The organism is Azospirillum brasilense, assembly GCF_005222205.1.
GTDB lineage: Bacteria > Pseudomonadota > Alphaproteobacteria > Azospirillales > Azospirillaceae > Azospirillum > Azospirillum brasilense_G.
The window spans coordinates 189,570-216,011 of record NZ_CP032345.1 but is presented as its reverse complement, the minus strand read 5'-3'; the positions used below and the strand labels follow the sequence as shown (position 1 = coordinate 216,011).

The 26,442-nt window shown below is 67.6% G+C and carries 22 protein-coding genes; 12 read left to right on the top strand and 10 right to left on the bottom strand.

All coding sequences use genetic code 11. The features are described 5' to 3' along the window. Window positions 1–235: 235 nt before the first annotated feature. A complete protein-coding gene (locus D3869_RS01055; protein WP_137138590.1) occupies window positions 236–787 on the top strand; it encodes a PAS domain-containing protein in 552 nt (183 codons plus the stop codon). Then, entirely contained in the window at window positions 762–2,069 is a 1,308-nt protein-coding gene (locus D3869_RS01050) for a methyl-accepting chemotaxis protein (protein WP_137138589.1), read from the top strand. The genes D3869_RS01055 and D3869_RS01050 overlap by 26 nt, the downstream gene beginning before the upstream one ends. Window positions 2,070–2,164: 95 nt before the next feature. Here the strand turns inward: D3869_RS01050 and D3869_RS01045 are convergent, their stop codons facing one another. Continuing rightward, entirely contained in the window at window positions 2,165–5,677 is a 3,513-nt protein-coding gene (locus tag D3869_RS01045) for a response regulator (protein ID WP_175426372.1), read from the bottom strand. A 138-nt stretch (window positions 5,678–5,815) separates the two neighbouring features. Between D3869_RS01045 and D3869_RS01040 the strand changes: the two genes are divergently transcribed. Next, window positions 5,816–6,679 (top strand): ABC transporter substrate-binding protein, encoded by an 864-nt coding sequence (locus tag D3869_RS01040; RefSeq protein WP_247895676.1) that lies wholly within the window; start codon window positions 5,816–5,818, stop codon window positions 6,677–6,679. A gap of 54 nt (window positions 6,680–6,733) precedes the next feature. Here the strand turns inward: D3869_RS01040 and D3869_RS01035 are convergent, their stop codons facing one another. Continuing rightward, the gene (locus D3869_RS01035; RefSeq protein WP_175426371.1) at window positions 6,734–8,680 is read right to left on the bottom strand and encodes a potassium transporter Kup; all 1,947 of its coding nucleotides are present in this window, start codon (window positions 8,678–8,680) and stop codon (window positions 6,734–6,736) included. 802 nt (window positions 8,681–9,482) lie between these two features. Here D3869_RS01035 and D3869_RS01030 point away from each other — a divergent pair. Next, window positions 9,483–10,961 (top strand): ATP-binding protein, encoded by a 1,479-nt coding sequence (locus D3869_RS01030; RefSeq protein WP_247895675.1) that lies wholly within the window; start codon window positions 9,483–9,485, stop codon window positions 10,959–10,961. A 109-nt stretch (window positions 10,962–11,070) separates the two neighbouring features. Here the strand turns inward: D3869_RS01030 and D3869_RS32935 are convergent, their stop codons facing one another. Next, window positions 11,071–11,241, bottom strand: a complete 171-nt coding sequence (locus D3869_RS32935) for a hypothetical protein (RefSeq protein ID WP_175426370.1) — start codon at window positions 11,239–11,241, stop codon at window positions 11,071–11,073. A 503-nt stretch (window positions 11,242–11,744) separates the two neighbouring features. On the opposite strand from D3869_RS32935, the gene D3869_RS01025 reads away from it, so the two are divergent. Continuing rightward, on the top strand, window positions 11,745–12,437 hold the full coding sequence (locus tag D3869_RS01025) for a LuxR C-terminal-related transcriptional regulator (RefSeq protein WP_137138585.1): 693 nt from the start codon (window positions 11,745–11,747) through the stop codon (window positions 12,435–12,437). 210 nt (window positions 12,438–12,647) lie between these two features. Here D3869_RS01025 and D3869_RS01020 read toward each other — a convergent pair whose 3' ends face one another. Next, a complete protein-coding gene (locus tag D3869_RS01020) occupies window positions 12,648–13,391 on the bottom strand; it encodes a response regulator transcription factor (protein WP_247874139.1) in 744 nt (247 codons plus the stop codon). Between the two features lie 778 nt (window positions 13,392–14,169). Here D3869_RS01020 and D3869_RS01015 point away from each other — a divergent pair. From D3869_RS01015 to der, 5 genes are all read left to right on the top strand, one after another. Next, complete coding sequence (locus tag D3869_RS01015) at window positions 14,170–14,817, top strand: response regulator transcription factor (protein WP_137138584.1); 648 nt, start codon at window positions 14,170–14,172, stop codon at window positions 14,815–14,817. A gap of 195 nt (window positions 14,818–15,012) precedes the next feature. Then, window positions 15,013–15,567, top strand: coding sequence for a thioredoxin family protein (locus D3869_RS01010; RefSeq protein WP_137138583.1), 555 nt, complete (start codon window positions 15,013–15,015; stop codon window positions 15,565–15,567). A 171-nt stretch (window positions 15,568–15,738) separates the two neighbouring features. Further along, the gene (locus D3869_RS01005; protein WP_137138582.1) at window positions 15,739–16,383 is read left to right on the top strand and encodes a hypothetical protein; all 645 of its coding nucleotides are present in this window, start codon (window positions 15,739–15,741) and stop codon (window positions 16,381–16,383) included. Next, the gene (locus tag D3869_RS01000) at window positions 16,383–17,765 is read left to right on the top strand and encodes a PQQ-binding-like beta-propeller repeat protein (protein WP_247895674.1); all 1,383 of its coding nucleotides are present in this window, start codon (window positions 16,383–16,385) and stop codon (window positions 17,763–17,765) included. Before D3869_RS01005 ends, D3869_RS01000 begins: the two co-directional genes overlap by 1 nt. Window positions 17,766–17,801: 36 nt before the next feature. Next, window positions 17,802–19,205, top strand: coding sequence for a ribosome biogenesis GTPase Der (gene der, locus D3869_RS00995; RefSeq protein ID WP_137138581.1), 1,404 nt, complete (start codon window positions 17,802–17,804; stop codon window positions 19,203–19,205). A 49-nt stretch (window positions 19,206–19,254) separates the two neighbouring features. Here der and D3869_RS00990 read toward each other — a convergent pair whose 3' ends face one another. From D3869_RS00990 to radA, 4 genes are all read right to left on the bottom strand, one after another. Next, window positions 19,255–19,965, bottom strand: coding sequence for an SDR family NAD(P)-dependent oxidoreductase (locus D3869_RS00990; protein WP_137138580.1), 711 nt, complete (start codon window positions 19,963–19,965; stop codon window positions 19,255–19,257). A gap of 90 nt (window positions 19,966–20,055) precedes the next feature. Then, window positions 20,056–21,504 (bottom strand): amidophosphoribosyltransferase, encoded by a 1,449-nt coding sequence (gene purF / locus D3869_RS00985; RefSeq protein WP_114856971.1) that lies wholly within the window; start codon window positions 21,502–21,504, stop codon window positions 20,056–20,058. A 100-nt stretch (window positions 21,505–21,604) separates the two neighbouring features. Next, window positions 21,605–22,291: a CvpA family protein gene (locus tag D3869_RS00980; protein WP_014240366.1), complete on the bottom strand. Its 687-nt coding sequence runs from the start codon at window positions 22,289–22,291 to the stop codon at window positions 21,605–21,607. A 56-nt stretch (window positions 22,292–22,347) separates the two neighbouring features. Continuing rightward, on the bottom strand, window positions 22,348–23,748 hold the full coding sequence (gene radA / locus D3869_RS00975) for a DNA repair protein RadA (protein WP_035673586.1): 1,401 nt from the start codon (window positions 23,746–23,748) through the stop codon (window positions 22,348–22,350). Window positions 23,749–23,907: 159 nt separating this feature from the next. On the opposite strand from radA, the gene map reads away from it, so the two are divergent. Beyond that, complete coding sequence (map, locus tag D3869_RS00970; RefSeq protein WP_038527707.1) at window positions 23,908–24,735, top strand: type I methionyl aminopeptidase; 828 nt, start codon at window positions 23,908–23,910, stop codon at window positions 24,733–24,735. Then, complete coding sequence (locus D3869_RS00965; RefSeq protein WP_137138579.1) at window positions 24,732–25,322, top strand: NUDIX hydrolase; 591 nt, start codon at window positions 24,732–24,734, stop codon at window positions 25,320–25,322. Before map ends, D3869_RS00965 begins: the two co-directional genes overlap by 4 nt. A 3-nt stretch (window positions 25,323–25,325) precedes the next feature. Here the strand turns inward: D3869_RS00965 and D3869_RS00960 are convergent, their stop codons facing one another. Further along, window positions 25,326–25,544: a hypothetical protein gene (locus tag D3869_RS00960; RefSeq protein WP_035673594.1), complete on the bottom strand. Its 219-nt coding sequence runs from the start codon at window positions 25,542–25,544 to the stop codon at window positions 25,326–25,328. Window positions 25,545–25,647: 103 nt separating this feature from the next. Continuing rightward, on the bottom strand, window positions 25,648–26,439 hold the full coding sequence (locus D3869_RS00955) for an ABC transporter ATP-binding protein (protein ID WP_247895673.1): 792 nt from the start codon (window positions 26,437–26,439) through the stop codon (window positions 25,648–25,650). Window positions 26,440–26,442 lie beyond the last annotated feature (3 nt).

Genomic DNA, 26,442 nt, shown 5'->3' with positions numbered 1-26,442 from the left:
GGCCGAGCCCTCCTGACGGCGGCCGATTTCTTCTCCCATGACTCCGCGTCGCGCGTCCGTCTTCAACCCTCTTTGCGCGTGATGCATGTGATACAATTTGCCGCAGCCTGTCGCCGTCCGTTTTTAAAGCCAACCGATTATTACGTACGCTATGAGTCAATCAACAAAAGATATGACCAACGGTCGGGTTGGTGATTTGTTCTGAATTCACCGCGTGTTTGAGAGGCGGACGGTCATGGCGGTCAGCATCGGCGGCACACACAGCGGCTTGACCGGACAGGAGCGGACATTTCACCGCGACGAGATCATCGTCTCCAAGACCGATCTCAAAGGCTGCATCACCTACGCCAACGACGTGTTCCTGCGCATCAGCGGGTACGACGAGTCGGAACTTCTGGGACGGCCGCACAACATTGTCCGCCATCCGGACATGCCCCGCTGCGTCTACAAGCTGCTGTGGAGCCGCATCGAGGCCGGAAACGAAATCTTCGCCTATGTGATCAATCGGGCGAAGAACGGCGACCATTACTGGGTGTTCGCCCACGTCACGCCGGTTTTCGGCGATCCCGACAGCGGGAACGGGCGGACGATCACCGGCTACCACTCCAGCCGGCGTGTTCCGGCGCGGCCGGCGGTGGATGCGGCGACGGGCCTCTACGCCGCGCTTCGGACGGAAGAGGCGCGGCACGCCGACCGGAACGCGGCCATGGCGGCCTCTGGCGCCATGCTGGAAAAACTCCTGCGCGACAAGGGCACGAGCTATGACGAGTTTGTCCTCAGTCTCTAAATCGCTCGCCGCCGCCGTCTTGGTCGCCCTGCTGTCGGCGGCGCAGGCGGTGCATGGTGTCGCCACGGGCAACGCCGCCGCCGCCGGGCTGGGTCTGGCGGCGGTCCTCCCCTGTCTTGCCGCGATCCGCTGGCTGACGCTCACCAACCGGACCATCCGGAAAGCCATGACGGTGATCGCCGCGGCGGAGAAGGGCGACCTTCAGCCGCGCATCCTGAACATCCACGGCCGGAGCCCCATCGCGGACATGCTGCGCACCATCAACCGCCTTCTGGACCGCGTGGAGTCCTTCGGCAAGGAGGCCAACGCCGCCATGCAGCACGCGGCGGAGGGGCAGTATTACCGGCGCATCGTGATGACCGGCATGGTCGGGGAGTTCGGCGCCTACGCGCGCCAGATCAACGACGGGTTGGCGGCCATGGACGGCAAGAGCCGCGAGTTCGTGGAGAGCGCCACCCGCATCGGCGCCAACATCAAGGAGGTGGCGCAGAGCCTGTCGGCCAGCGCCGCCCAGCTCGAAGCGTCCTCCACCGCCATGACGGCGACCGCCGCCACGGCCAGCGAGCAGTCCTTCTCCGCGGCCTCCGCGGCGGAGCAGGTGTCGTCCAATGTGGACGGGGTGGCCGCGGCGACCGGCGAGGTGTCGGGCGCCATCGGCGAGGTGGCCCAGGGCGTGTCCCGCACCGCCGATCTCGCCCGCAGCTCGGTGGAGAAGGTGCGGGAGGCGGACTCCACCATCCGCTCCCTGCTCGCCGCCTCCGACCAGATCGGCGCGGTCGTTCAGCTCATCAACGACATCGCCAGCCAGACCAACCTTCTGGCGCTCAACGCGACGATCGAGGCGGCGCGGGCCGGGGAGGCCGGCAAGGGCTTCGCCGTGGTGGCGACCGAGGTGAAGAATCTCGCCAACCAGACCGCCCACGCCACGGAGGACATCACCCTCCAGATCGCCCAGCTCCAGTCGGTGACCCGCGACACGGCCGCGGTGATCCAGCATGTCGGCGGCATGATCCACGACATCGACGAGATCGCGGTCGGCATCGCCGGTGCCGCCGAACAGCAGAGCGCGGCCATCGACGAGATCAGCCGGTCCATCCGCGAGGCGTCGGCCGGTGTGCGCACGGTGGCCGATGCGGTGACCAGCGTGTCCTCGGGCGCTCAGGACGCCAGCGCCGCCGCCAGTCAGGTCCTCTCGTCGGCCGGAGAGCTGGCGCGCCGCGCCGTGACGCTGAACGGCGACATCGACAGCTTCGTCGCCCGTGTCTGCGGCGGAAAGCGCTGAGCATCGCCTAAGGCCGCCCACGCGCCAGGAGCCGTTCCAAAGGATTGAAATCCGTGGCCTGAAGGGCCAGACCACACACGGACGGTTCCGGAACGCTACGCCGTCCCGGAACCGTCCGTCGGAACTTCGGCTGTCTCCAGCACCACCCGGGCGTCGCTTTTTGGATTGGCGGTGCGCTCCGCGTCCTTTTCGGCGTCCGCCAGGGCGTCGTCCAGACGCCGGATGCGGTCGCCGCCGATGCCCGCGGGGTCCCGGGCGCGGGCCGCGGCGAGCAGTTCGCCGGCCATCGCGGAGGCCTCGGCAAACCCCACATTGCCGGTCGAGCCCTTCAGGATGTGGGCCGAGCGTTCCACGGCCGCAAAATCCCGGTTCTGAGCGGCCTGCCGGAGCTGGTCGAGATGGAGCGGCGTCTCGCGGCGAAAGGTTTCCATCAGCAGGGCAAAGCCGTCATCGCCGATCGCGTCGCGCAAATCCTGCAGTTTGGCGTGGTCGATCCGCGGCGGGGGCTCCGTCCCATGACACGGCTCCGGCGGGTTCGGCTCGCTTGCTTTCGGGAGTACGATCCACCGGGTGACGGTCCGCAGCAGCTGGTCCGCCACGATGGGCTTGGCCAGATAATCGTCCATTCCGGCGGCCAGGCAAATGGCCTGGTCCCCTTCCATGGCGTTCGCGGTCATGGCGACGATCGGAACGTGAGCCGCCGCCCCACCCATCCGCCGGATCGCCCGCGTCGCCGCGAGACCATCCATTTCCGGCATCTGGACATCCATCAGAACGAGGTCATAGGGCAGGGCGGCGACGGCGTTGACCGCTTCCAGCCCGTTCGACACGGAATCGACCACATGGCCGGCCCGGCGCAGCAGAGCGAGAGTCACCTGCAGGTTCACCGGGTTGTCCTCCGCCACCAGGATGCGGTGGCGAGGGGCGGTGGACGTGGTCGATCTGGACGTTGCCGGGCCGGACGTTGCCGAGCCGGGCAGCCCCGAACCGGCCGCTGCCGGCGGCGGCACCCTCGCCGGCGGCGAGTCCAACAGGCGAGCGATGGCGGCACGGAGCGCCGTCGCGCGGATCGGCTTGACGATCCGCAGCGCCACGCCGGTGTCGTCGCCCTCCGGATCACCCAGGCGGTGGGAGGTGGCCAACGCCAGCGGCAGGGTCGCCAGGGCCGGCTCCATGCGAATGCGGGCGGCCAGTTCCGGCCCGGTGAGACCCGGCATGCAATGATCCAGGATGGCGGCGTCGAACGGCCGCCCCGCGGCGCTGGCGTCCAGAAGCCGGCGCAGGGCATCCTCCCCCGTGGCGGCCGATTCCGTCTCCAGCCCCAGCGCGGCGAGCTGGCGTGCCAACAGGTCGCGATTCACCGCCAGATCGTCCACCAGCAGAATCCTCCGGCCGGCCCAGGCGCCCGAATCGCTCGCCGTTGATGCCGGCTCCGCCGCCGCGCCGCGCCACAGGGGAATGACGGCCCAGAAGACGCTGCCCTCTCCGGGTGTGCTGTGCACGCCGATCCGCCCGCCCATCAGTTCGGTGAGGCGCTTGCAGATAGCGAGGCCCAGACCCGTTCCGCCATGGCGCCGGGCTGACGAACCGTCCACTTGGCTGAACATGGAGAACAGGCGTTTGTGGTCGGTCGCGGCAATGCCGATCCCGGTGTCCCGCACTTCAAAACGCACGGTCACCGGCGTGTCTTGCGGAGCCTCGGCCGTGCCGCGCGCTTCCGCTCTCCCCTCATCGGAGGAGAGGGCGCCCGGCTCAAGCGACAGCACGATGGTCACGCTGCCATGATCGGTGAACTTGACCGCGTTCCCAGCGAGATTGATCAGGATCTGGCGCAGCCGGCCGGGATCGCCGCGCAGCGGGCCGTGCAGGGAGGGCGGGACATAGCTGGCCAGTTCCAGCCCTTTCGCGGCAGCGCGTGGCGCCAGCAGTTCCACCACGCTCTCGACCAGCGGCACGGCCTCGAAATCGCTCACCTCCAGCGTGAGGCGGCCGGCGTCGATCTTGGAGAAATCCAGAATGTCGTTGATGATGGTCAGCAGCGACTCCGCCGAGTCCCGGATGGTGTCGGCATAGGCGCGCTGCTCCTCGTCGAGCTTGGTTTCCTGGAGAAGCCCGGCCATGCCGATCACCCCGTTCATGGGCGTCCGGATCTCGTGGCTCATGGTCGCCAGGAACTCCATTTTGCTGCGCTGCCCGGCCTCGGCCTTCTCCTTGGCCTCGGTCAGCGCCCGCTCCACCCGCTTGCGTTCCGTCAGATCGCGGAAGAAGGCAGCGAAGAGGACGCCCTGCTGCGTCTGGACCTCGGCCAGGGACAGGTCGAGGGGAAACACCTCCCCATCCATCCGCAGACCATTGACCTCGCGCGAGAAGTTCGGGCCGATCCAGCGGGCGCCCGAGGCGATGGCCTCCATGATGCGGCCATGGAGCGCGTGATGCCGCGCCTCCATCAACTCCTGCACATGGCGCCCGACCAGGTCGCCGGGCGGGTAGCTGAAAATGCGGTGGGCCGCGCTGTTGGCGGTTTCGATGACGCCGTCCGCACGCACCGTCAGGATGCCTTCCACGGCGGTTTCCAGAAGCGCGTTGAACCGGGCGTTGCCGTCCTCCAACTGGACGTCCTTGCGGCGCAGCAGGGTCAGCACGGCCGTGAACAGCAGGATGATCAGCCCGGAGCCCAGAACGACACCGGCGATTTCCAACTGGTTGTTCCACCAGCCCGCCAGTTCCTCGTCCTCGCTGCGGCTCACCGCCAGGACCAGCGGCCAGATCGGTGTGGCGCGATAGGCGGTGATGCGCTCCTGTCCGTCCGGGGCCGTCTCTTGGAACACCCCGCCTTCCGACGTGGGAAGGTGGACCCGGAACAGGTCCATCCCCGCCATCGGCGTCCCGATGCCCTCCGTCCCGTCCTGGGGAAGCCGGGTCAGCAGCACGCCGTCGCGGCGGTAGAGCGACACCATCCCATGCAGCCCGTTGCGCACCGCCCGGAAGACGCTTTGCAGATACTCGGGATTGACCGAGGCGATCGCGACGCCCAACAGCGTCCCATCCGCGCCGCGGATGGCCCGGCTCATCGGCAGGACCCATTTGCCCGACCGGTCATCCGCGGCCCCGGCCGGCGCCAGGAAACGCCCGCGCATCGGGGTCCCGATATGAAGACCGGCGCTCCGGCCGGACAGTTGGGCGCGGTACAGATCCAGCTCAGCGAAGGACGTGCCAAGCAGCCGGGGGTCCTCCGTTGTCGCCACCAGGACCCCCCGGTGGTCGAGGACCAAAAAGCCGCGGATGTGCGGGGAGCGGCGCAGCCGTTCCTGGAGCAGAGGCGCCAGCGCCGCCTCCTCCAGCCCTTGGGGCGGGTGGTCGTTCAGCGGCTTTCCGACGGTCACCGCGTCGCCTACCGAGGCGAGCGTGACAGCCACCGTCTGGACCGTGCGGCTGACCGAGGATTCCAGGGCGCTTGCCAAATTATCGATGTTCTCCGCCGCCTTCCTCAACGTCAGGGCGCGGTCGGAGTGGATGTCGTAGGCGAACTCGAACAGAAGAGCCATCACCGACAAGAAGGCCAAAGCGAGAAGGGCGCCCCGATGCTGCAACAGGGCAAACTTGGCCATCACGCGCGGCTCCGTGCGGTGTGCTGATGTGGTGCGAATCTTAACAGCGGGCGAACGAATCGCAAGCCTGCGCTGTGCAGACGGGGGGCACGGTGCTATCCTGTCGCAGTGAAAAGGCGGTTTCCGGGGGGCAAGACCGTGCGGCGTCTTTCCATCGCACTGTCCGCGCTGGCGTTTCACGCTGCGCTCCAGTCGGTGCATATGGTTGCCGGTACAGCGCCGGCTTGGGCGCAAGGGGATCGGGCGCAAGCAGATCGGGCGGAAGGGAGCCGGACGGAAGGCCGGCTCGACCGGGTGCAGCGCACCGGATTGCTGCGCGTGTGCATCTGGCCCGACTATTACGCCATCTCGTTTCGCAATCCCTACAGCGGAGAGTTCCAGGGCCTGGACATCGATATGGCGCGTGCCTTCGCCCAGGACCTGGGTGTGCGGGTGAGCTTCGTGGAAAGCGGATTCCAGAGCGTCGCCGCCGACCTGCTGAGCGACCGCTGCGACATCGGCATGTTCGGCATCGGCGTCACTGCGGAGCGCGCCGGAAAGGTCGCGTTCAGCCAACCCTACCTGCGCAGCGGCATTTACGCCGTATCCTCCCAGACGCACCCGCGCATCCTGCGGTGGAACGATCTGGACCAGGACGGCATGGTCGTGGCGGTCCAAAAGGGCACCGTCATGGACGCCTACGCCAGCCAGGCTTTCCGCAAGGCCAGCGTCCGCATCGTCTCCGGACCCCAGGAAAGGGAGGAGGAGGTGCAGTCCGGGCGCGCCGACGCCTTTCTGACCGACTACCCGTATGGCCAGCGGATGCTCGCCGTCCACCAGTGGGCGCATCTGATCACGCCGGAGACGCCAGTCCACACCACGCCCTATGCCTATGCCGTGATGCCGGGAGATCCGCTGTGGCTGGAACGGGTCAACCGGTTCGTCGATGCGGTCAAGCGTGACGGGCGGCTGGAAGCCGCCGCCGCCCGTTTCCGCCTGACCCCCATCGTGGCGCGGGATTGACGGCCAGATAGGATTGACGGCCGGACAGGATTGACGGGCGGACGGGATTGACCGTCAGATCTCGACCTGCGTGCCCAGCTCCACCACGCGGCCCGGCGGAATGCAGAAGAATTCCGTGGCCGACAGGGCCGTCTTCGACAGCAGGATGAAGGCGGGCTCGCGCCAGCCGGGCAGGCCGGTCGACCGCGACGGAATCAGCGTCTCACGGCCCAGGAAGAAGGACGTCTCCATCATGTCCAGATGCAGGCCGAAGCGGCGGCACCGCTCCAGCGCGCGGGGAATGTGCGGCTGTTCCAGATAGCCGAAGCGCAGGACGACCCGGAAGAAGCCCTTGCCCAGCTTCTCCACCAGGACCGCGCGGTCCGGGGAGACGCGGGGCACCTCCTCCATGATCACGGTCATGACAACCACCCGCTCGTGCAACACGCGGTTGTGCTTGATGTTGTGGAGCAGAGCGTGGGGGACGACGTCGGGGTTGCCGGTCATGAAGACGGCCGTCCCGGCGACGCGCTGCGGCGACTGCGGCGAGACGCGCTGCAGGAACAGGTCCATCGGCAGGGCGTCGGCGTAGAGCCGCTCGGCGAGGATGCGGCGGCCCCGGCGCCACGTGGTCATCAGCGTGTAGACCGCCGCCGCGATCAGCAGTGGGAACCAGCCGCCGTCCGGCACCTTCAGCAGGGTCGCCCCGAACAGCGCGAGGTCGATCACCAGAAGAATGGAGAAGGCGGCCACGACCAGCAGCGGATTCCAGCGCCACAGCCGCCACGCCACCACCGCGGCCAGGATCGTGTCGATGGCCATGGCCCCCGTCACCGACACGCCGTAGGCGGCGGCCAGATTGCTGCTGGACCCGAAGCCGATCACCAGGATCACCACCCCGATCAGCAGCAGCCAGTTGTTGCGCGGGATGTAGACCTGACCGACCTCGTGCTCCGAGGTGTGGCGGATCTCGCGCCGCGGCAGGTAGCCGAGCTGCACGGCCTGCCGGGTCAGCGAGAAGGCCCCGGAAATCACCGCCTGGCTGGCGATGACCGTGGCCGCCGTCGACAGCAGCACCAGCGGAAGCTGCGCCCAGTCCGGCGCCAGATGGAAGAAGGGGTTCTCCAGCGTCTCCGGCTCGTGCAGCAGCATGGCACCCTGCCCGAAGTAATTCAGCAGCAGCGCCGGCAGGACGAGGTAGAGCCAGGCGATGCGGATCGGCGCCCGTCCGAAATGGCCCATGTCGGCGTAGAGCGCCTCGGCCCCCGTGACCGCCAGGACGACGGCGCCCAGCGTCAGGAAGGCCACCCAGCCATGGTCGACGAACAGCGCCGCCCCGTAGAGCGGGTTGAACGCGCGCAGCACGTCCGGCCAGTGCAGCACCTGAATCAGGCCCAGCACCGCCAGCGTGGCGAACCACACTCCCATGATCGGGCCGAAGAAGATGCCGACCCGGCCGGTGCCCTGCCGTTGGAACAGGAAGAGCAGGGTGAGGACCGCCAGCGTGATCGGAACGATGTAGGGGGACAGGGCCGGCGTGACGACCTTCAGCCCTTCCACCGCGCTCAGCACCGAGATGGCCGGGGTGATCAGGCTGTCGCCGTAGAACAGGGCCATGCCCAGGATCGCCAGCGCCATGATGGCGCGGTTGCCCGCTCTGGAACTGAGGCCGCGGTGGGCGAGCGTGCCGAGCGCCAGGACGCCGCCCTCGCCCTTGTTGTCCGCCCGCATCACGAGCAGGACGTACTTCAGAGTCACGACGATGATGAGCGCCCAGGTCGCCAGCGACAGGATGCCGAGGATGGTCGGCTCGTCGAGCGGCAGTCCGGTGTGGGTGAAGGACTCCCGCATGGTGTAGAGCGGGCTGGTCCCGATGTCGCCGTAAACGACGCCCAGCGCCCCCAGGACGAGGGCGGGCATGCGGTTGGCGTGAGGGGAGTGGCCCGGGGGAGTGGAAGCGGGGGCGGTGGCCGGAGCGGCGCCGTTCGGTCCGTCGCCGGTGTGCTGGTTGGCGCTGTCCATGATGGTCCGTTCGTTCGGATCGCGGTCCGGTGTCGGGAGTCCCTCCTTGCGGGCGGAACGCTTCGGCCGCGAACCTTCTCCTTACATCAACCGTTCCCCACAAGACCATATGGTTCCGGTGCTGCGGGGGCGCCAGCCGCAGCGTGCAAGGGGAGCCGGGATCGTCGCGATCGGCCTACCCCTGCTTCGAGCCGAGTGGCCGGCATGGAACAAAATACGAACATCCCGCTTGTCGTTCATTCTTTGTTCTGATAGGTTTTCTCCAGCGACGCCGACGTCGGGTGTTCCTGCGCTGTCCGTCGCGTCCCCGCCATTGATCAAGGGAGATTGCCATGTCGATCCTGGTTTTCCTGCGCGAGCTTGCCGGACTGACGGCGCTGTTCGGCACCCTGTTCGTCTGGGCTCTGCTGGGACACGCCGCCGGCTTTTGAGGCGCCGGACCGCCCGAAAGGAGTCGCCATAAGGGTTGGGCCTCCTCCGGATAATAATCCGAAATCCCAGGCAGCCCTTGGCGACGCATCGCTTACATCCGGAGTGCGTCCACCGCACCCGCCGGGCGACTCCAGCCAAGCCGGGGCCAGCCAAAGCCGGGGCGGGCGACGCGATGATCAGACCACCGGTCAAGGCCGGCTGGTGACGACAACGCGGAATTCTGGGATCGGGACGGATGCGAAACTTCTTTCGGAAGCGGCGGGCGACCGCCGATGCGGATGACCGGATGTCCATGGGTGGCGGCATCACGGGTGGTGGAGCGGCCGGACCGGGCGCCACCCCGGGCAATGCGGCTCATGGTCATCCGCCGATGCAATCCCAGAGCCCCCTCGCGGGCCGTCCGGCGCCGCATCTGCGACCGGTCGGCGGTGCGGCGGGGACCGGGCTCGGCGGCGGGCAAGGCAGTGGGCTCGGCGGCGGGATGGGCGAGACCATGCGCGGCCCGTCGGGCCTGCGGCACGATCCGCTGAACAGCCCGCTTGGCGGCGGCGCCGGTGGCGGGCTGGGCGGCCAGCGCGGACAGGCTCCCGCCGACACGGACCTTCCACGCTTCACCATGACCGTCAACGGCGGCCTGCGCGGGCCGGGGGCGGTCGGCGCGCCGGCCATGCTGAAGGGACTCACCCCCGAACTGAACGGCCTGCTGCGCGAGGCCTTCACGCCGACGCGGCCCAAGCAGCAGCTCAACTCGCTGTTCATCGGCCGGACCGACACGCTGAAGCGCATCATCTCCGCCATCGAGGAGGAGCGGGCGCACGTCATCCTGTTCGGAGACCGCGGCCGCGGCAAGACCTCCGTCGCCAACGCCATCGAGAAGATCGCCGGTCAGGCCGGCTACCTCTCGCTGAAGCTGACCTGCAGCGCGGAGCTGAGTTTCGAGGACATCTTCCGCCACTTCCTGAAGAAGATACCCTCGACCTATTACCGGTCGGGGATCGACAACCCCTTCGCCTCGCGCCGCAGCTTCACCAGCTTCAACGAGCTTCTGCCCGAAGGCGGGTTCAGCGTGACGGAGCTGAACGAGGTCCTGTCGGGCATCCACGCCACCCATGTGCTGTTGATCCTCGACGAGTATGACCGCGTCACCGACGAGGACTTCCGCAACAAGCTGGCCGAGCTGTTCAAGAACCTGACCGACAGCTCGATCCCGGTAACCCTGCTGGTGGTCGGCGTGGCGGAGAACCTCGACCAGCTCCTGGGCAAGCACCCGTCGATCCAGCGCTCGCTGGTGCCGGTGCATCTGCCGCTGATGACCGATGTGGAGATCGGGCGCCTCATCAACGCCGGGGCCGAGAACGCCGGGATCGCCTTCGCGCCGGAAGCCGTGGACCGCATCTGCGAGTTCGTCCGCGGTCTGCCTTACTACGCCCAGCTCCTCGGCCTGCACGCCGCCCGCAGCGCGGTCAGCCGCGGTTCGACGGTGGTGGAGCGGGACGACCTCGCCTACGCGGTCACCCGTTGTCTTCAGGAGGCGGAGCGCGGCATCGTCGACTCCTACGCCCGCGCGCTGGCCGCCGAACGCCGCGCCGAGCTGGAGGATGTGCTGCTGGCCTGCGCCCTGTGCCCGGCGGACTCCTACGGGACCTTCGATCCCAAGGAACTGGCCGGACCGGGCGGCGTTCCGCCGACCAAGGAGGCGCTCGGCATCCTGGAACGGCTGTGCCGCGAGGAGTATGGCGGCGTGCTGGCCCCGATCGTCGAGCCGGGCTGGACCCGCTACCGCTTCCGCAATCAGATGATGCGCCAGTATGTGCTGATGCGGCAGGCCCACGAGCGCGGCCAGATCTGACCGTCCATCCACGGGCAGACCGGTTTGGGGAGGCCCCTTTCCGCCGTCAGGCGGGGAGGGGCCTTCGTGCGTTCCGGCATACGGTCTCCGGTCTCCGGTCTCCGGGCGGTCAACGCGAATCGAGCAGCACCGCGGCGAGGACCGCGCCGGCGACCAGCGCGCACAGGGCCGCCACGATGGCGAGGCTGCGCAGGAATTGGCGCATCTCCCCCTGTTTCCAGGCGCTTCGGGCGAGAAGCAGCAGGTAGCCGGCCGCTGCCGCACCGATCATCGTCCACATTGAACCGTGCACCGTCTCTGTCGGGAACGCGCCCTCCGCATGGTGTTATGACCTACGGTGAGGGGGCAGCCGCGATCATAGGACGCGGACGGCAAGGGGTGGATGCGCTTCTTCAGCATGAGTGCCTCCTCCCCGTTTGGGGTCGGGAACATTCGGCAACCCACATGAATCGGGAGCCATCCCTTCGCATCCAAACCGTGCAGCGTCCTGCAAGAAAGTGGTAAAGAAAACAGAAAAGTATCCATTCGATTGGGGATGCTCAGTACTTTAAAAGAGAAGCAGTAATCCATGATTAAAAGTAGCTTTGCGCATATGCCTAATGCGTTCTTCTTTTAATCCCACAGAGTGGTACCGTGTTGCACGACACAGGGGTAAGGTCATCCAAAATATCGGCACGTCAATGCCATCGGTGGGGCACGGGTGGGGAAACCTCGGGTGATTGGTAGCCTACAAGATTGCCCAGGGAGTCAGAGCAATTTTCCAAAAATCGCGGGAGCTGACCAATGGAACCAGTGCGTGCTTTTCTGATCGACTCCAATAAGCTGTTCCGCGAAGGCCTGAAGAGGCTTCTCGACGAGTCACCCTTTCAGATCGCCGCCGAGGCGGGGAACCTGCGCGAGGCGTTGAACTCCGTCGACAACGGCTTGCGTCCGCAGCTCATCCTGCTCGATCTGGTGAACGGGGGCGAGGAGGAGGCCGACGGCATGCGGCGCCTGCGCGCCCAGCTTCCCGAGGCGCGCATGGTCATCCTGACCAGCGACCTGTGCACCCGCCGCCTTGCCAACGCGCTGGAGGCCGGGGCGGATGGCTACCTGATGAAGGACCTGTCGTCCGACGCGCTGGCCCAGTCGCTGCGTCTGGTGATGATGGGCGAGAAGGTGTTCCCGACCCATCTCGCCGCTCTGCTGATCTCCGGCCGGGTGAACGGGAACGGCACCGACATGCCGGTGTCGCGCAAGGGCCTGTCGCAGCGGGAGGTGCAGATCCTGCGCTGCCTGCTGAACGGCGACAGCAACAAGATGATCGCCAACCACCTGAACATCACCGAGGCGACGGTCAAGGTTCACCTGAAGAGCCTTCTGCGCAAGATCAACGCCTCCAACCGCACCCAGGCGGCCATCTGGGCGCTGAACAACGGCATCGGCGGGGAGTTGGCCGGGGCCGGGGCGGTGACCGCGGCGGCGGCCCACCAGTAACCGCTCTCCCGCGATCGCTCCACCGGCACAAGCGCCGGACCGGCCGGCCATCACCCTTTCGGTGTGGCCGGCCGGTCCGGCGTTTTCGCATCCGGCCTTTTCGCATGGGGCGGCCGACGGGAAAACGGTGCACAAACGAAAATATCCCGGCACGGTGGCCGGGATTCTTTCGGTTGGTTGATCAGGGGTGAAGGGGCGTCCGACGAAACGTCAGGACGTTCCGGTCCGGTGGGCCGGGGCCGCGTGCATGTGCGGCGGCACCATTCCCTCGCGGGCGGACTGCAACGCGCCCTGCTGTCGCGCGGCGAAGACGCCGGCTTCCGTTCTGTTGCGGAAATGCAGCTTGGACAGGACGCTGCGCACCATCGACTTGATGACCGCCTCGGACAGATCGAGCTGGTTGGCGATCGTCCGGTTGTTCAGCCCCTGGCCGAGCAGGCGCAGGGTTTCGAACTCCGGTTCCGACAGCCGCGGCAGCAGGGTCAGCCGGATCTCATCGACGCCCAGCCGCGACAGGAACTGCTTGGGCATCAGACAGTGCCCTTCCAGCCCCAGGTCCAGCAGTTCGTTGATGCGGTCCACGTTGATGTCCTCGAACACCCACGCATCGGCGAAGGCCAGGATGTGTGCGGCGTCCAGCAATTCCCGCGACGACAGCACCACGACGATCCGCGACCGGCGTGACAGCCGCAGATAGACCATCGGTTCGTTCTCGCGCAGCGCGGTGAACTGCTGAAGGCCGATCAGGATCGCGTCGGGCGTCAGCGTGCTCTGCGTCAGTTCCGATATGTCGTGGAAGACGGTCACACGATGGCGACCGGCCCGGTCGAGCGCCTGCACCACGGTGTCGGTCAGGGAATTGTTGTCGAGAATCAGGCAGACGTGCATGGGGGTCACCGCGTTGCGGGTCGAGTGCGATGCTTTCTCTTGGGCGTACTCATGGTTCATGTGCATGGGTCAGCTCTGTTTGGAGGAGGCATCCACGGCAGGCCCTTGTCGGGCGTTATCGCCGCCTGTGTTTTTAGGCTTGTCTCGTGCTCTCTATCCGTCGGCGCTCTGTGACTTCGCTTAAGTGTTTTCGTATAAAGACTGCATCGAATTTCTGGCATATATCCATCAAACCTGGAAAAAAACTTGACACTGTGATAAACAGTTTATAAATTAGACGTGTAACACGTAAATCAAACGATAGATGATCACTCAAGATCGTCAAGCGCATCTGAATGGCGACCGGATCACTCTAAGCGATAACTCTTTCGTGACGAGCTGCACTGAAAGGCCATGACAGGCGTGTGCCGCAAAGCGGGGCATTCGTGCAGGAAAAGATCCTGCCGTTGGTGAAGGGCAGCACACCAATTGGGTAGGTTTTCACGCTTTTCGGGCATCAGCGCTAATCCTTTGCGCGCATTGGATGTTCTTGTGCGGGCAGCACCGCCACCGTCATTCAGAACAACCAAACAGGGAAAAAATCCCGGCCCCACTTTCTTTCGTGCCGAGGCATAGGCGGATCCTCATAGTTCTTGTTTTGTTCAGTCGGCCTTCGCTGTAGAGGCGGGTCTGTCCGCGCCGCAAATGACCTATGGCCCTTGTCCGGATATTTCCCCTCTTCCGAATGTGGTAGCAGTTCTTCAAGCCACGGGGCGAAAGGGTTGGTGGATCGCCAAAAGGGTGGCCCGGTTGGTCCGGGGAGGGCTGATCCGAAGCAACGGGTAAAACGAAGGCGGACGGGGCCATGAAAATTCTGATCGGTGACGACCATCTCCTTTTTCGTGAAGGCCTGCGCCGTCTTCTGGAGCAGCTTCACGGCGACGCGATCTTCGTCGAGGCGGGCACCTTCGACGAGGTTGTTCAGCAATGCCGCATCGGCGGCGGGTTCGACGTGGTGCTGATGGACCTGCACATGCCGAACTGGCCGGGCTTCGACGGCCTGCGCGAGGTGCAGAGCCTCCAGCCGGGCGTGCCGGTGGTGGTGATCTCCGCCTCCGAGGCGCTGAGCGACATCCGCGGCGCGCTCGACCACGGGGCCACCGGCTACATTCCGAAGTCCAGCAGCGTCAAGGTGATGATGGGCGCGCTGAACCTCGTCTTCTCCGGCGGCATCTACGTGCCACCCGGAGCGCTCACCGCCGCGACCGCGGCCTCCGACGCCGCGCCGCGCCGTGGCCGCCTGGATGGTGCGGACCGCAGCGCCTACGGCCTGACCCAGCGCCAGCGGGAAGTCCTGGACTGCCTGCGGGCCGGCAAGTCGAACAAGCAGATCGCCTACGAACTCGGACTGTCCGAGGGCACGGTGAAGATCCACGTCACAGCGATCTTCAAGTCGCTCGGCGTCAAGAACCGCACCCAGGCGGTGATCGCTGCCGCCGCCATGGCCTCGTAAGGGTCTGTCCGAAGGTTACGGGGCAGGGCAGGACACAAGAAAACGGGTTGGAGACCGGCAGGGCCGCGGGCAGGCACGAACAAGGTGCCGCCGCGGCCTTTTCGATTCCGGCTTTCGCCTCACCTCATATACTCACGCCCCAACCCGCGCCGCGCCGGCGGCGCGCCCATGGGCCCAAACGGAGGACAGACAGCGATGGCGGCGGAAACCCCGGTGTGCGACTTCGGCCGGAAGGCGGAGGATTTCAGCCTGAAGGGAACCGATGGAAAGACCTACAGCCTGGCCGACGTCCAGGGACCGAGCGGCACGCTGGTCATGTTCATCTGCAACCATTGCCCCTATGTGAAGGCGGTGATCGGCCGGATCGTCGAGGAGGTCGATGCGCTGCGGGCCCACGGCATCGGCGCCGTCGCCATCATGTCGAACGACACCGACGCCTATCCCGACGACGGCTTCGAGAATATGAAGCGCTTCGCGGCGGAACACGGCTTCACCTTCCCCTATCTGCTCGACGAAACGCAGGAGGTGGCGCGGGCCTATGGCGCGGTCTGCACGCCCGACTTCTTCGGCTTCAACGCCGACCTCTGCCTGCAGTACCGCGGGCGGCTGGACGCCTCCAAGCGCGAGCCGATCCCCGACGCCCCGCGCGAGCTGTTCCACGCGATGGTGCGCATTGCCCAGACGGGGCAGGGGCCGACGGATCAGATCCCCAGCATGGGCTGCTCCATCAAATGGCGGAATCCCGCTTGATTCCGCCCGAAGCGTGGCCTTAATGCCGTAACGGGCGCCGTTGCGCCTTGACCGCGTGCGGCGCCCAATGCTATCCGGCCCTTTGAACCATCAGAACCGCCCGCCGCAGCCGCGCGCGGGCGCAATCCCCGCTGTAACGGTTTTCGTGCCGTAGGATGCCGCTGTAGAGCCATGAGCGATATTTTCCGCGAAGTCGACGAGGATCTGCGCCGCGACCGCATGGAGCGCGTCTTCAAGCGCTACGGCGGCATCATGCTGGCGGCCGCGCTGGCGGTCGTCGCCGCGACGGGCGGCACGGTCGCCTGGCGCAACTGGCAGCAGTCGCAGAAGGAGAGCGAGACGACGGCCCTGGCCGCGGCGCTGTCCCAGGCCGGGCAGGGGCCGGACAAGGGCGTCGAGGCGCTGGCCGCCTTCGCCGGCAAGGCCGATCCCGGCATGGCCGCGCTGGCCCAGCTGAACGCCGCCGCCCTGCTGGCCCGCGAGGGCAAGACCGCGGAAGCCGTGGCCGTCTACGACAAGCTGTCCGGCACCGCCGGCGCCGCCGCGGTCTACCGCGAGCTGGCGGCCCTGCTGTCGGTGATGCACCAGCTCGATTCCGGCGATTCGGCCCAGCTCCAGGCGCGGCTCCAGCCGCTGACCGCAGACGCCAACCCCTGGCGCTTCTCCGCCCGCGAGATGAGCGCCGTTCTGGCCGCCCGCGCCGGGGACAAGGAGCGGGCGCGCACCCTGTTCCAGCAATTGGCCGACGACTCGCAGGCTCCGGCCGGCGTCCGGTCGCGCGCCGCCGATCTCGCCACCCTCTACGGCAAGAGCTGATGACCCGCATTCCTATGGCCGCCCCGACCGCGCACCCCACCGCGAAGCGCCGCTCCCTGCGCACCGCTCTGCTCTCCGCCCCGCTGCTGGCCGTGCTGCTCAGCGGCTGCGACACCGTCAGCGGGTGGTTCGGCAAGACCCCCGATCCGCCCCTGCCGGGCGAGCGGGTGTCCGTCCTGACCCGCGAGCGCAAGGTCGAGGTCGACCAGCGGCTGGTCGGCACGCCGGTCGCCCTGCCGCCCGCCGTGGCCAACCCGACCTGGGCGCAGCCCGGCGGCACGCCGGAGCACAGCGGCGGCAACCTCGCCTTGTCGGCCACGCCGGCCGAGGCGTGGCGCGGCGACGTCGGCACGGGGGCCAGCAGCTCCCGCTCGCTGCTGGCCACGCCGGTCATCGCCGACGGCCGCATCTTCGCCATGGACGCCGACTCGCACGTCGCCGCCCTGGACGAGCGCACCGGGCGCCAGCTCTGGCGCGTCGACACCAAGCCGGAGAAGGAGCGCGGTGGTGCCAGCGGCGGCGGCGTCGCCTTCGCCGACGGGCGCGTCTTCGCGGCCACCGGTTTCGGCGAGGTGGTGGCGCTCGATCCCGCCAACGGCTCGATCGTCTGGCGCAAGCGGGTTCCGGGTCCGGTGCGCGGCGCCCCGACCGTCGAGGGCGGGCGTGTCCTCGTCCTGACGCTGGACAACCAGCTCACCGCCCTGTCGGCTTCCGACGGTGCCGTCCAATGGTCGCACCAGGGCATCCTGGAGACGGCGGGCCTGCTGGGCGCCGTCAGCCCGGCCGCCTCGCCGACCCTGATCGTCGCCCCTTACTCCTCCGGCGAGCTGTACGGCTTGCGCCCGGAGAACGGGCGTGTGGCGTGGCAGGAGAGCCTGGCGGCCATCCGTCGCAGCGGCGCCCTGAGCAGCCTCGCCGACATCCGCGGCCTGCCGGTGATGGACCGCGGCGTCGTCTACGGGATCGGCCACTCCGGCCGCATGATCGCCATCGACGAGCGCATCGGCATCCGCCTGTGGGAAGCCGAGATCGGCGGCACCCAGACCCCCTGGCTCGCCGGCGACTATCTGTTCGTCGTCACCAACGATTCGGAGCTGGTTGCCCTGACCCGTCAGGCCGGCCATGCCCGCTGGGTCGCGCAACTCGCCCAGTTCACCGATCCGGAGGACAAGAAGGGGCCGATCACCTGGTCCGGTCCTGTCCTGGCGGGCGGCAAGCTCTACGTCACCGGGTCGAACGGGCAGATGCTCGCCCTGTCGCCCGCCGACGGGCAGGTGCTGACCCGCTATTCGCTGCCGGCCTCCACCTATTTGCCTCCGGTCGTGGCGAACAACACCCTATATGTCCTGGGCGAGAACGGTACGCTGGTGGCGTACCGCTGATCGCCACCCCTGGTTCTTTATAAGGCCCCCGGCCCGATGTCCTTCACCGTCGCTCTTGTCGGTCGGCCGAATGTCGGCAAATCGACTCTGTTCAACCGTTTGGCCGGCAAGAAGCTGGCGCTGGTCGACGACACGCCCGGCGTGACGCGCGACTGGCGCTCGGCCCCCGCCCGCGTGGGCGGGCTGTCCTTCACCGTGGTCGACACCGCGGGCCTGGAGGACGTCACCGACGACAGCCTGGAGGCGCGCATGCGCCGCCAGACCGAACGCGCCCTGGAACGCGCCGACGTGGCGCTGTTCATCGTGGACGCACGCACCGGCATCACGCCGCTGGACCGCCATTTCGCGGCCCTGCTGCGCAAGAGCAAGACCCCCGTCATCCTCGTTGCCAACAAGGCCGAGGGCAAGGTGGGGATGACCGGACTCTACGAGGCGTTCGAGCTTGGCCTGGGTGACCCGCTCGCGCTGTCGGCGGAGCATGGCGAGGGCATGGCCGACCTGGTCCAGGCCCTGCTGCCCTATGCCCCGCCGGAACCGGAGCCGGTCGAGACGGCGCCGGCCCCCATCAAGGGGGAGGATGGCGAGGAGCTGCCCGTCGGCGACCAGCCGGAAACCGACGAGGAGCGTGCCCGCCCGATCCAGATCGCCATCGTCGGTCGTCCGAACGTCGGCAAGTCCACCCTGCTCAACGCCCTGATCGGTGAAGAGCGCGTGCTGACCGGCCCCGAGGCCGGCATGACGCGCGATGCCATCAGCGTCGATTGGGAGTGGCGGGGCCGCAAGTTCCGGCTGGTCGACACCGCCGGCATGCGCCGTCGCGCCCGCGTCGACGCCAAGGTGGAGAAGCTGGCCGTCGCCGACGCCCTGCGCGTCGTCCGCATGGCCCAGGTCGTCCTGCTCGTGGTCGATGCCAACCAGATCCTCGACAAGCAGGACCTGACCATCGCCCGCACGGTGGTGGAGGAGGGCCGCGCCCTGGTCATCGCCCTGAACAAGTGGGACGCCGTGGACGACCGCGCCATGGCCCTGCGTCAGGTCGAGGACAAGCTCCAGGCCGCCCTGGCCCAGATCAAGGGCGTGGAGGTGGTGACCATCTCCGCGCTGCAGGGAAAGAAGCTGGACACGCTGCTCGACTCGATCCTGTCGACCTACGCGCAATGGAACCGCCGCATCCCGACGGCCCAGCTCAACCGCTGGATCGAGGGCGTGCTGGATCACCACCCGCCGCCCCTGGTCGAGGGCCGTCGCGTGAAGATCCGCTACGCCACGCAGGTGAAGACGCGCCCGCCGACCGTGGCGCTGTTCGTCAACAAGCCGCTGGACCTGCCGGAAAGCTACCAGCGCTATCTGATCGCGCATCTGCGCGAGACGTTCGACCTGCCGGGCGTGCCTGTGCGGCTGCTCCTGCGCAAGCAGAAGAATCCCTACGCGGACGATTGATCCGACAGGAGGAGGTGGAGGCCCGGTGCCACCACCCCCTCCTGTCTTTTTAGCCTTGCGCCGACACCACTTCGCCGTGGCGGGTGCAGGACGCCTCGGCCAGAGCCACGAAGGCTTCGGTCACGTCGCCCGGTTGGGCCAGCTTGGTCTGGTCCTCGCCGGGGAAGGCCTGCATGCGCAGCTTGGTCGCCACGATGCCGGGATCGACCAGATTGACGCGCAGGTTCGACGCGGCGATTTCCATCGCGTAGGTCTTCACCATCATCTCCAGCGCCGCCTTGCTGGCTCCGTACGGGCTCCAGTAGGGGTAGGGCGCGTTCGCGGCGCCCGAGGTCACGAAGATGGCGCGCCCCGCATCGGACGCGCGCAGCAGGCGGTCGAAGGAGCGGATCAGGCGGAAGTTGGCCGTGACGTTCACGTCCATCACGCGCTGCCACAGCTTCGGATCGTAATGGGCGACCGGCCCCAGCGCTTCCAGAACGCCGGCGTTGCTGACCAGGATGTCGAGCTTCCCGAAGCGCTCGAAGATCGAGTAGCCGAGCTGGTCGATCTTGTCGAACTGACGCAGGTCCAGCGGGACCAGCGTGGCGTTCCGGCCGGTGGCCTTGACGATCGCGTCGTCGGTCTCCTCCAGCCCGCCGACGGTGCGGGCAGCGAGGATGACGTGGGCGCCTTCGGCGGCGAAGCGCTTGGCGACGGCGGCGCCGATGCCGCGCGAGGCGCCGGTGATGAGGGCGGTGCGGCCGGAAAGACGGGACATGGCGGCGACTCGACGATGTTCGGTAGCGGGATTGGCAAACGGGCCGGTCCGCTGGGTTGCGGCCGGCCCGTCGCGGCGGTGGTCAGGCGGTCAGGCGCGGATGCGGACGTTCGCCTCGACCGGCGGGTGGTCCAGCGCGTCGGTCAGCGCGATGGGGTAGTCGCCGGTGAAACAGGCGTCACAGAAGGTCAGCTTCTGCGGGTCGCGGCGCTCGGCGCCCATGGCCCGGTAGAGGCCGTCCAGGGAGATGAAGGCGAGGCTGTCGGCCTGGATGAAGTCGCGCATCTCCTCCACCGACATGCGGTGGGCGAGCAGCTTGCTCTGCTCCGGCGTGTCGATGCCGTAGAAGCAGGGGTGCGAGGTCGGCGGGCTGGAGATGCGCATGTGCACCTCCTTCGCCCCGGCGGCGCGCACCATTTCGACGATCTTCTTGGAGGTCGTGCCGCGCACGATGCTGTCGTCCACCAGCACCACCCGCTTGCCCTCGATCATGGCGCGGTTGGCGTTGTGCTTCAGCTTCACGCCCAGATGACGGATCTGGTCGGTCGGCTCAATGAAGGTGCGGCCGACATAGTGGTTGCGGATGATGCCCAGCTCGAAGGGCACGCCGCTCTGCGTGGCGTAGCCGAGGGCCGCCGGCACGCCGCTGTCCGGAACCGGCACCACGACGTCGGCCTCGATCCCCGATTCGCGGGCCAGCTCGGCGCCGATCCGCTGGCGGGCGTTGTAGACGGAGGAGCCCTCCATCACGCTGTCGGGCCGTGCGAAGTAGATGTATTCGAAGATGCAGAAGCGGCGGCCCTGCGGCTGGAAGGGGCGCAGGCTCTGCACGCCCTGGTCGTTCAGCACAACCATCTCGCCCGGCTCGACGTCGCGCACATAGTCGGCGCCGACAATGTCCAGGGCGCAGGTCTCGCTGGTCACGATGTAGGTGTCGCCCAGCTTGCCCAGAACCAGCGGGCGGACGCCCAGCGGGTCACGCACGCCGATCACCTCGTTCGGGGTCAGCGCCACCAGGGAGAAGGCGCCTTCGACCTGCCGCACCGCCTCGATCAGCCGGTCGACCGGCGAACCGCCGCGGGCGATGGCCATCAGATGGACGATGGTCTCGGTGTCGGTGGTGGACTGGAACAGGCAGCCGCGGCGGACAAGCTGGCGGCGCAGCGTGTGAGCGTTGGTCAGGTTGCCGTTGTGGGCCAGCGCGAAGCCGCCGAATTCGAAGTCGGCGTAGAGCGGCTGGACGTTGCGGATCGTCGTGTCGCCGGTGGTGGCGTAGCGGACGTGGCCGATGGCCTGCGGGCCCTTCAGCTTGCCGATGATCGCTTCCGACGAGAAGTGATCGCCGACGAGGCCCAGCGTGTGCTCCAGATGGAAGCGGTCGCCGTCGTGGCTGACGATGCCGCAGGCTTCCTGGCCGCGATGCTGCAGCGCGTGCAGGCCGAGCGCGGTGATGGCCCCCGCCTGCGGATGGCTGTGGATGCCGAACACGCCGCACTCCTCGCGCAGCTTGTCGTCGTCGAACGGATGCGTCGTCAGCATCGGAAGATCCTCGTCATACACAGCATCACCAAAGGGCATTGCCCCGGCGGCCTCTTTGCCAGCGGGGCGTTACTCACAGGCACTCTGCACCATGCGGCGTTCAGCGTGCGTTCTGGATCAGTCGCTCAAGGTCGCCGCGGTCCCGGTCCTTATAACCGGTATCGGATTGCGACGCACCACCGGTCTTCGGCGCTCCGGGAACCGGCGTGGACAGGCGGTCCAGCGCCTCCTTGGCCTCCACCGCCTGCCGCGCGCGTTCCCGCGCCATGTCCATCTGGCCCAGCCCGTCCTTGCGCAGCGACTCCGGCATCACCTCGTAGATCATGGAGGCGCCGGACACCAGCATCGGCCGGGTCTTGGCGCTCTGCAGCCAGGCCGGATGCTCCGCCGGGTTCGGCACCAGCCAAGCGAAGAAGAGATAGGCCACCGAGGCGAGGATTGCACCCTTCAGGAGGCCGAAGACGAAGCCCAGCGAGCGGTCGAGCGCCGAAAGGCCGGAATTCTGCACCCCGCGCGACACGACGCGGCCCAGGATTGTCAAAACCACAAGGCTGACGACGAACAGCGCCACCGCCGACGCGGCGTAGGCGGCCATCTCGACGTGGATGTAGGTCTGCGCGATGGGCAGGACGTGGGGCAGGGCGTTCAGCGTGATCAGCGCCGCACCGACCCAGGCGGCGACCGACAGCACCTCGGCGACCATGCCGCGGGTGAAGGCCAGCAGGGCCGACAGCAGAAGCACCACGATGACGGCCAGATCCGCCGGGTTGATCGGGAAGGTGTCCATAACGCCGCTACGCCTCGTGCGCTTTCGCTTCAGATGCTCGTGTCAAATCAGACGCTTCAATCCCGGCCGCGCGGCGGGCGGGACCCCGATCCGGCCTGGAACAGCGGCAGCAGTTCGCTGAGCTGCTGCAGCTCGACCGATTTCAGGCCGGTGTCGCCGCGCCCCGGTTTCTTGCCGTTCCGTCTAGCCGGAAAGATCGCTGTTGAAAACCCCAGCTTCGCGGCTTCCTTCAGCCGGGCGTCGCTTTGGCCCACGGCGCGCACCTCGCCCGACAGGCCGATCTCGCCAAAGACCACGGCGTCGGCGGGCACCGGCTCCCCGGTCAGGGAGGAGACGAGCGCCGCGGCGACCGCGAGGTCCGCCGCCGGCTCGGTGATGCGCAGCCCGCCGGCCACGTTCAGATAAACGTCGTTTGCGCCGATCTGCACGCCGCAGCGCGCCTCCAGCACCGCCAGGACCATGGCGAGCCGCGCCGAGTCCCAGCCAACCACCGCCCGCCGCGGCGTGCCGAGCGGGGAGGGGGCGACCAGCGCCTGGACCTCGACCAGCACCGGGCGGGTGCCCTCCATGCCGGCGAAGACCGCGGCGCCCGACACGTCGCCGCGCCGTTCCGCCAGGAACAGGGCGGAGGGGTTGGCGACCTCGCCCAGCCCGCCGTCGGTCATCTCGAACACGCCGATCTCGTCCGTCGCGCCGAAGCGGTTCTTCACCGCGCGCAGGATGCGGAACTGGTGGCCGCGCTCGCCTTCAAAATAGAGCACCGTGTCCACCATGTGCTCCAGCACGCGGGGGCCGGCGATGGTGCCTTCCTTGGTGACGTGGCCGACCAGCAGCAGGACGCAGCCGCGCCGCTTGGCGACGCGGATCAGCTCCTGCGCGCTCGCCCGGACCTGGGCGACAGTGCCGGGGGCGCTGTCCAGATTGTCCACATACATGGTCTGGATCGAGTCGATCACGACCACCTCCGGCCCGTCGGTGCCGTCGAGCGAGGCGACGATGTCGCGCACGCTGGTCGCCGAGGCGAGCTGGACCGGCGCGGCGGCACAGCCCAGGCGGACGGCGCGCAGCCGCACCTGATCCACCGCCTCTTCGCCGGAGACGTAGGCGCAGCGGTGTTCCTGCGACAGCCGGGCCATGGCCTGGAGGAGAAGGGTCGATTTGCCGATGCCGGGATCGCCGCCGATCAGGATCGCCGATCCGGGGACGAGGCCGCCGCCGCAGACGCGGTCGAATTCCTCGATGCGGGTCATGCGGCGCGGCGGCGCCTCGCTGGACCCGGCCAGTCCCACGAAGTCCAGCCGGCGCCCGCGCGCCACGCCCAATCCCTTGGGGGCGGCTTCCGGGGCGGCTTCCTCGACGAGGGTGTTCCATTCGCCGCAGGCGTCGCAGCGGCCCGCCCATTTCGGGAAGGACGCGCCGCAAGCCTGACAGACATAGCGGGTGGTTGGCTTTGCCAAAGGTCTAGCGATTGGTTGGAGCGGCAGCGCCCCACATATAGCAAGCTGACGTTCTAAATCCTATGGCAGAGGTGATAAAAAGCTGGGGCTTTTCTCGGCCGTTCCGGTGATAGGTTCTGTCCCGGAATTCATGATGAACAACGGATGTGAGGTGACACGGTGGCGGACAAGGACGCGCGGAAGATCCCGCTGCACGGCCCGGAGGAGTTCGAGGCGATCCGCAAGGCCGGGCGGCTGGCCGCGGCGACGCTCGACCACATCACGCCCCAGGTGGTGCCGGGGGTCAGCACGGGCCATCTGAACCGGCTGATCGAAACCTTCATGCGGGACAACGGCGCCATCCCCGCGACCCTCGGCTATCACGGCTATCCGGCGGCGAGCTGCATCTCGCCGAACCATGTGGTGAATCACGGCATTCCGTCCGACGACAAGACGCTGGTCGACGGCGACATCGTGAACGTTGATGTGACGGTGATCCTGGACGGCTGGTACGGCGACACCAGCCGCATGTTCTTCGTCGGCGACAAGATCGGGGTGAAGGCGCGCAAGCTGGTCGACATCACCTACAAGGCGATGATGGCCGGCATTGCGCAGGCCAAGCCGGGCAACCATCTGGGCGACATCGGCCACGCCATCCAGACCCTGGCCGAATCCCACCGCTACGGCGTGGTGCGCGACTTCGGCGGGCACGGCATCGGGCGGGTGTTCCACGACGCGCCCCATGTCGACCATTTCGGCAAGCGCGGCACCGGGGTTCTGCTGGTTCCGGGCATGGTCTTCACCATCGAGCCGATGCTCAACGCCGGCAAGCCGGACGTGAAGATCCTGTCGGACGGCTGGACCACCGTCACCCGCGACCGCTCCCTGTCCGCCCAGTTCGAGCATCAGGTCGGGATCACCGAGACGGGCTGCGAGATCTTCACCCTGTCCCCGGCGGGCTTCACCCAGCCGCCCTATGGAACCGTCGCCGGGGCCGTCGCGGCATGAGCGGAGACCTGAAGCCCTGGACGGTCCTGGAGCGCCGGACCCTGCTCGACGCCGGACCTTTCCTGAAGGTGCACGCCGAGACCGTCGAGACGCCGGAGGGCCGGCGGGTGGAGAATTTCTATCAGGTCGAGCAGACCGATTTCGTGCTGATGTTCGTCGAGGACGAGGCCGGGCGCGTGCTGATGCTGCGCACCTACAAGCACGGCCCGCGCCGCGTCAGCCAGACCTTCCCCGCCGGGGCGCTGGACCCCGGTGAGGAACCGCTGGCCGCGGCGAAGCGGGAGTTGCTGGAGGAAACCGGCTACGCCGCGGAAGACTGGACCGCGCTCGGTTCCTACGTGGTGCAGGGCAACCAGCGCGGCTGCGTCTGCCACATGTTCCACGCCCGCAACGCCCGGAAAGTGGCCGAGGCGGACTCCGGAGACCTGGAGGAGATGCGGTTGGAATTGCTGACCCGCGCGGAGCTGATCGCCGCGGCGGCAGAGGGCGATTACGCCCTGCTGCCGGTCATCGCCATACTGGGCGCCGTCCTGCTGCCGGAACTGCGCGACAGCCTCGCGCGGTCGGCGGCGCGTCCGGCGCCCTGAGCGTCACTTCCCGTCGGTCGGGCCGGCGAAGAAATGGGCGAGCGCGTCGGCGGCTTCGAGCGACAGCTGGTTGTCGTTCTTGAGGAGCTGCTCGTGGGCGTTCTTGATGGTCTGCACCGTTTCTTCGTTGGTCAGCAGCCCCTTGGCCTGGAGCGTCTCCAGAATCTTGGCGCTCAGCATGAAGCTCGCGAAGGCCAGTCCGTTCGTGGTGATGTCCGCCATGCTCGTCTCTCCGATGGGATACCGGCCAATGGCGGCCGGCGTTCTTTGTGGCCGACCCTACCGGGCGGCAGGTTAATTTTGCACGAACCGGGGATGCGGCGTTTTACAGCGCCCGCACCTGCATCTTGATCGGCCCTTCGCCCCGGCCATGGACGAACTGGTCCACATAGGGGTTGCCGGAATGGTCGATGTCGTTGGCGTGGCCAGTCCAGATGATCCGGCCCTGGTAGATCATCGCCACGCGATCGGCGATCTTGCGAGCCGAGGCCATGTCGTGGGTGATGGTCACGGCGGTGGCGCCGAGATCCTTCACGCACTTCACGATCAGCTCGTTGATCACGTCGGCCATGATCGGGTCGAGACCGGTCGTCGGCTCGTCGAAGAAGATGATCTCCGGCTCGTCGGCGATGGCGCGGGCGAGGCCGACGCGCTTCTGCATGCCGCCCGACAGCTCCGACGGGAACAGCTCGCCCACCTCCGGACCGAGGCCGACCGCGCCCATCTTGGCGATGGCGATGTCCTTGGCCTTGGCGCGCGGCATGTGCTCGCCCTGGATCAGGCCGAAGGCGACGTTCTCCCAGACCTTCAGGCTGTCGAACAGGGCGGCGCCCTGGAACAGCATGCCGAACTTGTGCAGCAGCTTCTCGCGCTCGCGCGGGCGCAGCTTCGTCGTCTCCTCGCCGTCGACGCGGATGGAGCCGCTGTCCGGCGACAGCAGGCCGAGGATGCATTTCAGCATGACCGACTTGCCGGTGCCCGACCCGCCGATGACCACCAGCGACTCGCCGCGCCCGACCTCCAGGTCGATGCCGTTCAGCACGACCTTGGGTCCGAACGCCTTGTGCACGTTCTTCAGCGCGATCTTCGGCGGATGAGCGGGGGGAACCTGCGACATGGA

Excerpts from the sequence above, each read along its gene's own strand:
- D3869_RS00965 (WP_137138579.1), top strand. The coding sequence starts at position 24,732 with ATGAGCGGAGACCTGAAGCCCTGGACGGTCCTGGAGCGCCGGACCCTG.
- der (WP_137138581.1), top strand. The coding sequence starts at position 17,802 with ATGTCCTTCACCGTCGCTCTTGTCGGTCGGCCGAATGTCGGCAAATCG.
- D3869_RS01015 (WP_137138584.1), top strand. The coding sequence starts at position 14,170 with ATGAAAATTCTGATCGGTGACGACCATCTCCTTTTTCGTGAAGGCCTG.
- D3869_RS01010 (WP_137138583.1), top strand. The coding sequence starts at position 15,013 with ATGGCGGCGGAAACCCCGGTGTGCGACTTCGGCCGGAAGGCGGAGGAT.
- D3869_RS01020 (WP_247874139.1), bottom strand. The coding sequence starts at position 13,391 with ATGCACATGAACCATGAGTACGCCCAAGAGAAAGCATCGCACTCGACC.
- D3869_RS01030 (WP_247895675.1), top strand. The coding sequence starts at position 9,483 with ATGCAATCCCAGAGCCCCCTCGCGGGCCGTCCGGCGCCGCATCTGCGA.
- D3869_RS00980 (WP_014240366.1), bottom strand. The coding sequence starts at position 22,291 with ATGGACACCTTCCCGATCAACCCGGCGGATCTGGCCGTCATCGTGGTG.
- D3869_RS01045 (WP_175426372.1), bottom strand. The coding sequence starts at position 5,677 with ATGGCCAAGTTTGCCCTGTTGCAGCATCGGGGCGCCCTTCTCGCTTTG.
- D3869_RS00955 (WP_247895673.1), bottom strand. The coding sequence starts at position 26,439 with ATGTCGCAGGTTCCCCCCGCTCATCCGCCGAAGATCGCGCTGAAGAAC.
- D3869_RS01005 (WP_137138582.1), top strand. The coding sequence starts at position 15,739 with ATGAGCGATATTTTCCGCGAAGTCGACGAGGATCTGCGCCGCGACCGC.
- D3869_RS00960 (WP_035673594.1), bottom strand. The coding sequence starts at position 25,544 with ATGGCGGACATCACCACGAACGGACTGGCCTTCGCGAGCTTCATGCTG.
- D3869_RS00990 (WP_137138580.1), bottom strand. The coding sequence starts at position 19,965 with ATGTCCCGTCTTTCCGGCCGCACCGCCCTCATCACCGGCGCCTCGCGC.
- D3869_RS01055 (WP_137138590.1), top strand. The coding sequence starts at position 236 with ATGGCGGTCAGCATCGGCGGCACACACAGCGGCTTGACCGGACAGGAG.
- purF (WP_114856971.1), bottom strand. The coding sequence starts at position 21,504 with ATGCTGACGACGCATCCGTTCGACGACGACAAGCTGCGCGAGGAGTGC.
- D3869_RS01050 (WP_137138589.1), top strand. The coding sequence starts at position 762 with ATGACGAGTTTGTCCTCAGTCTCTAAATCGCTCGCCGCCGCCGTCTTG.
- D3869_RS01000 (WP_247895674.1), top strand. The coding sequence starts at position 16,383 with ATGACCCGCATTCCTATGGCCGCCCCGACCGCGCACCCCACCGCGAAG.
- D3869_RS32935 (WP_175426370.1), bottom strand. The coding sequence starts at position 11,241 with ATGTGGACGATGATCGGTGCGGCAGCGGCCGGCTACCTGCTGCTTCTC.
- D3869_RS01025 (WP_137138585.1), top strand. The coding sequence starts at position 11,745 with ATGGAACCAGTGCGTGCTTTTCTGATCGACTCCAATAAGCTGTTCCGC.
- D3869_RS01035 (WP_175426371.1), bottom strand. The coding sequence starts at position 8,680 with ATGGACAGCGCCAACCAGCACACCGGCGACGGACCGAACGGCGCCGCT.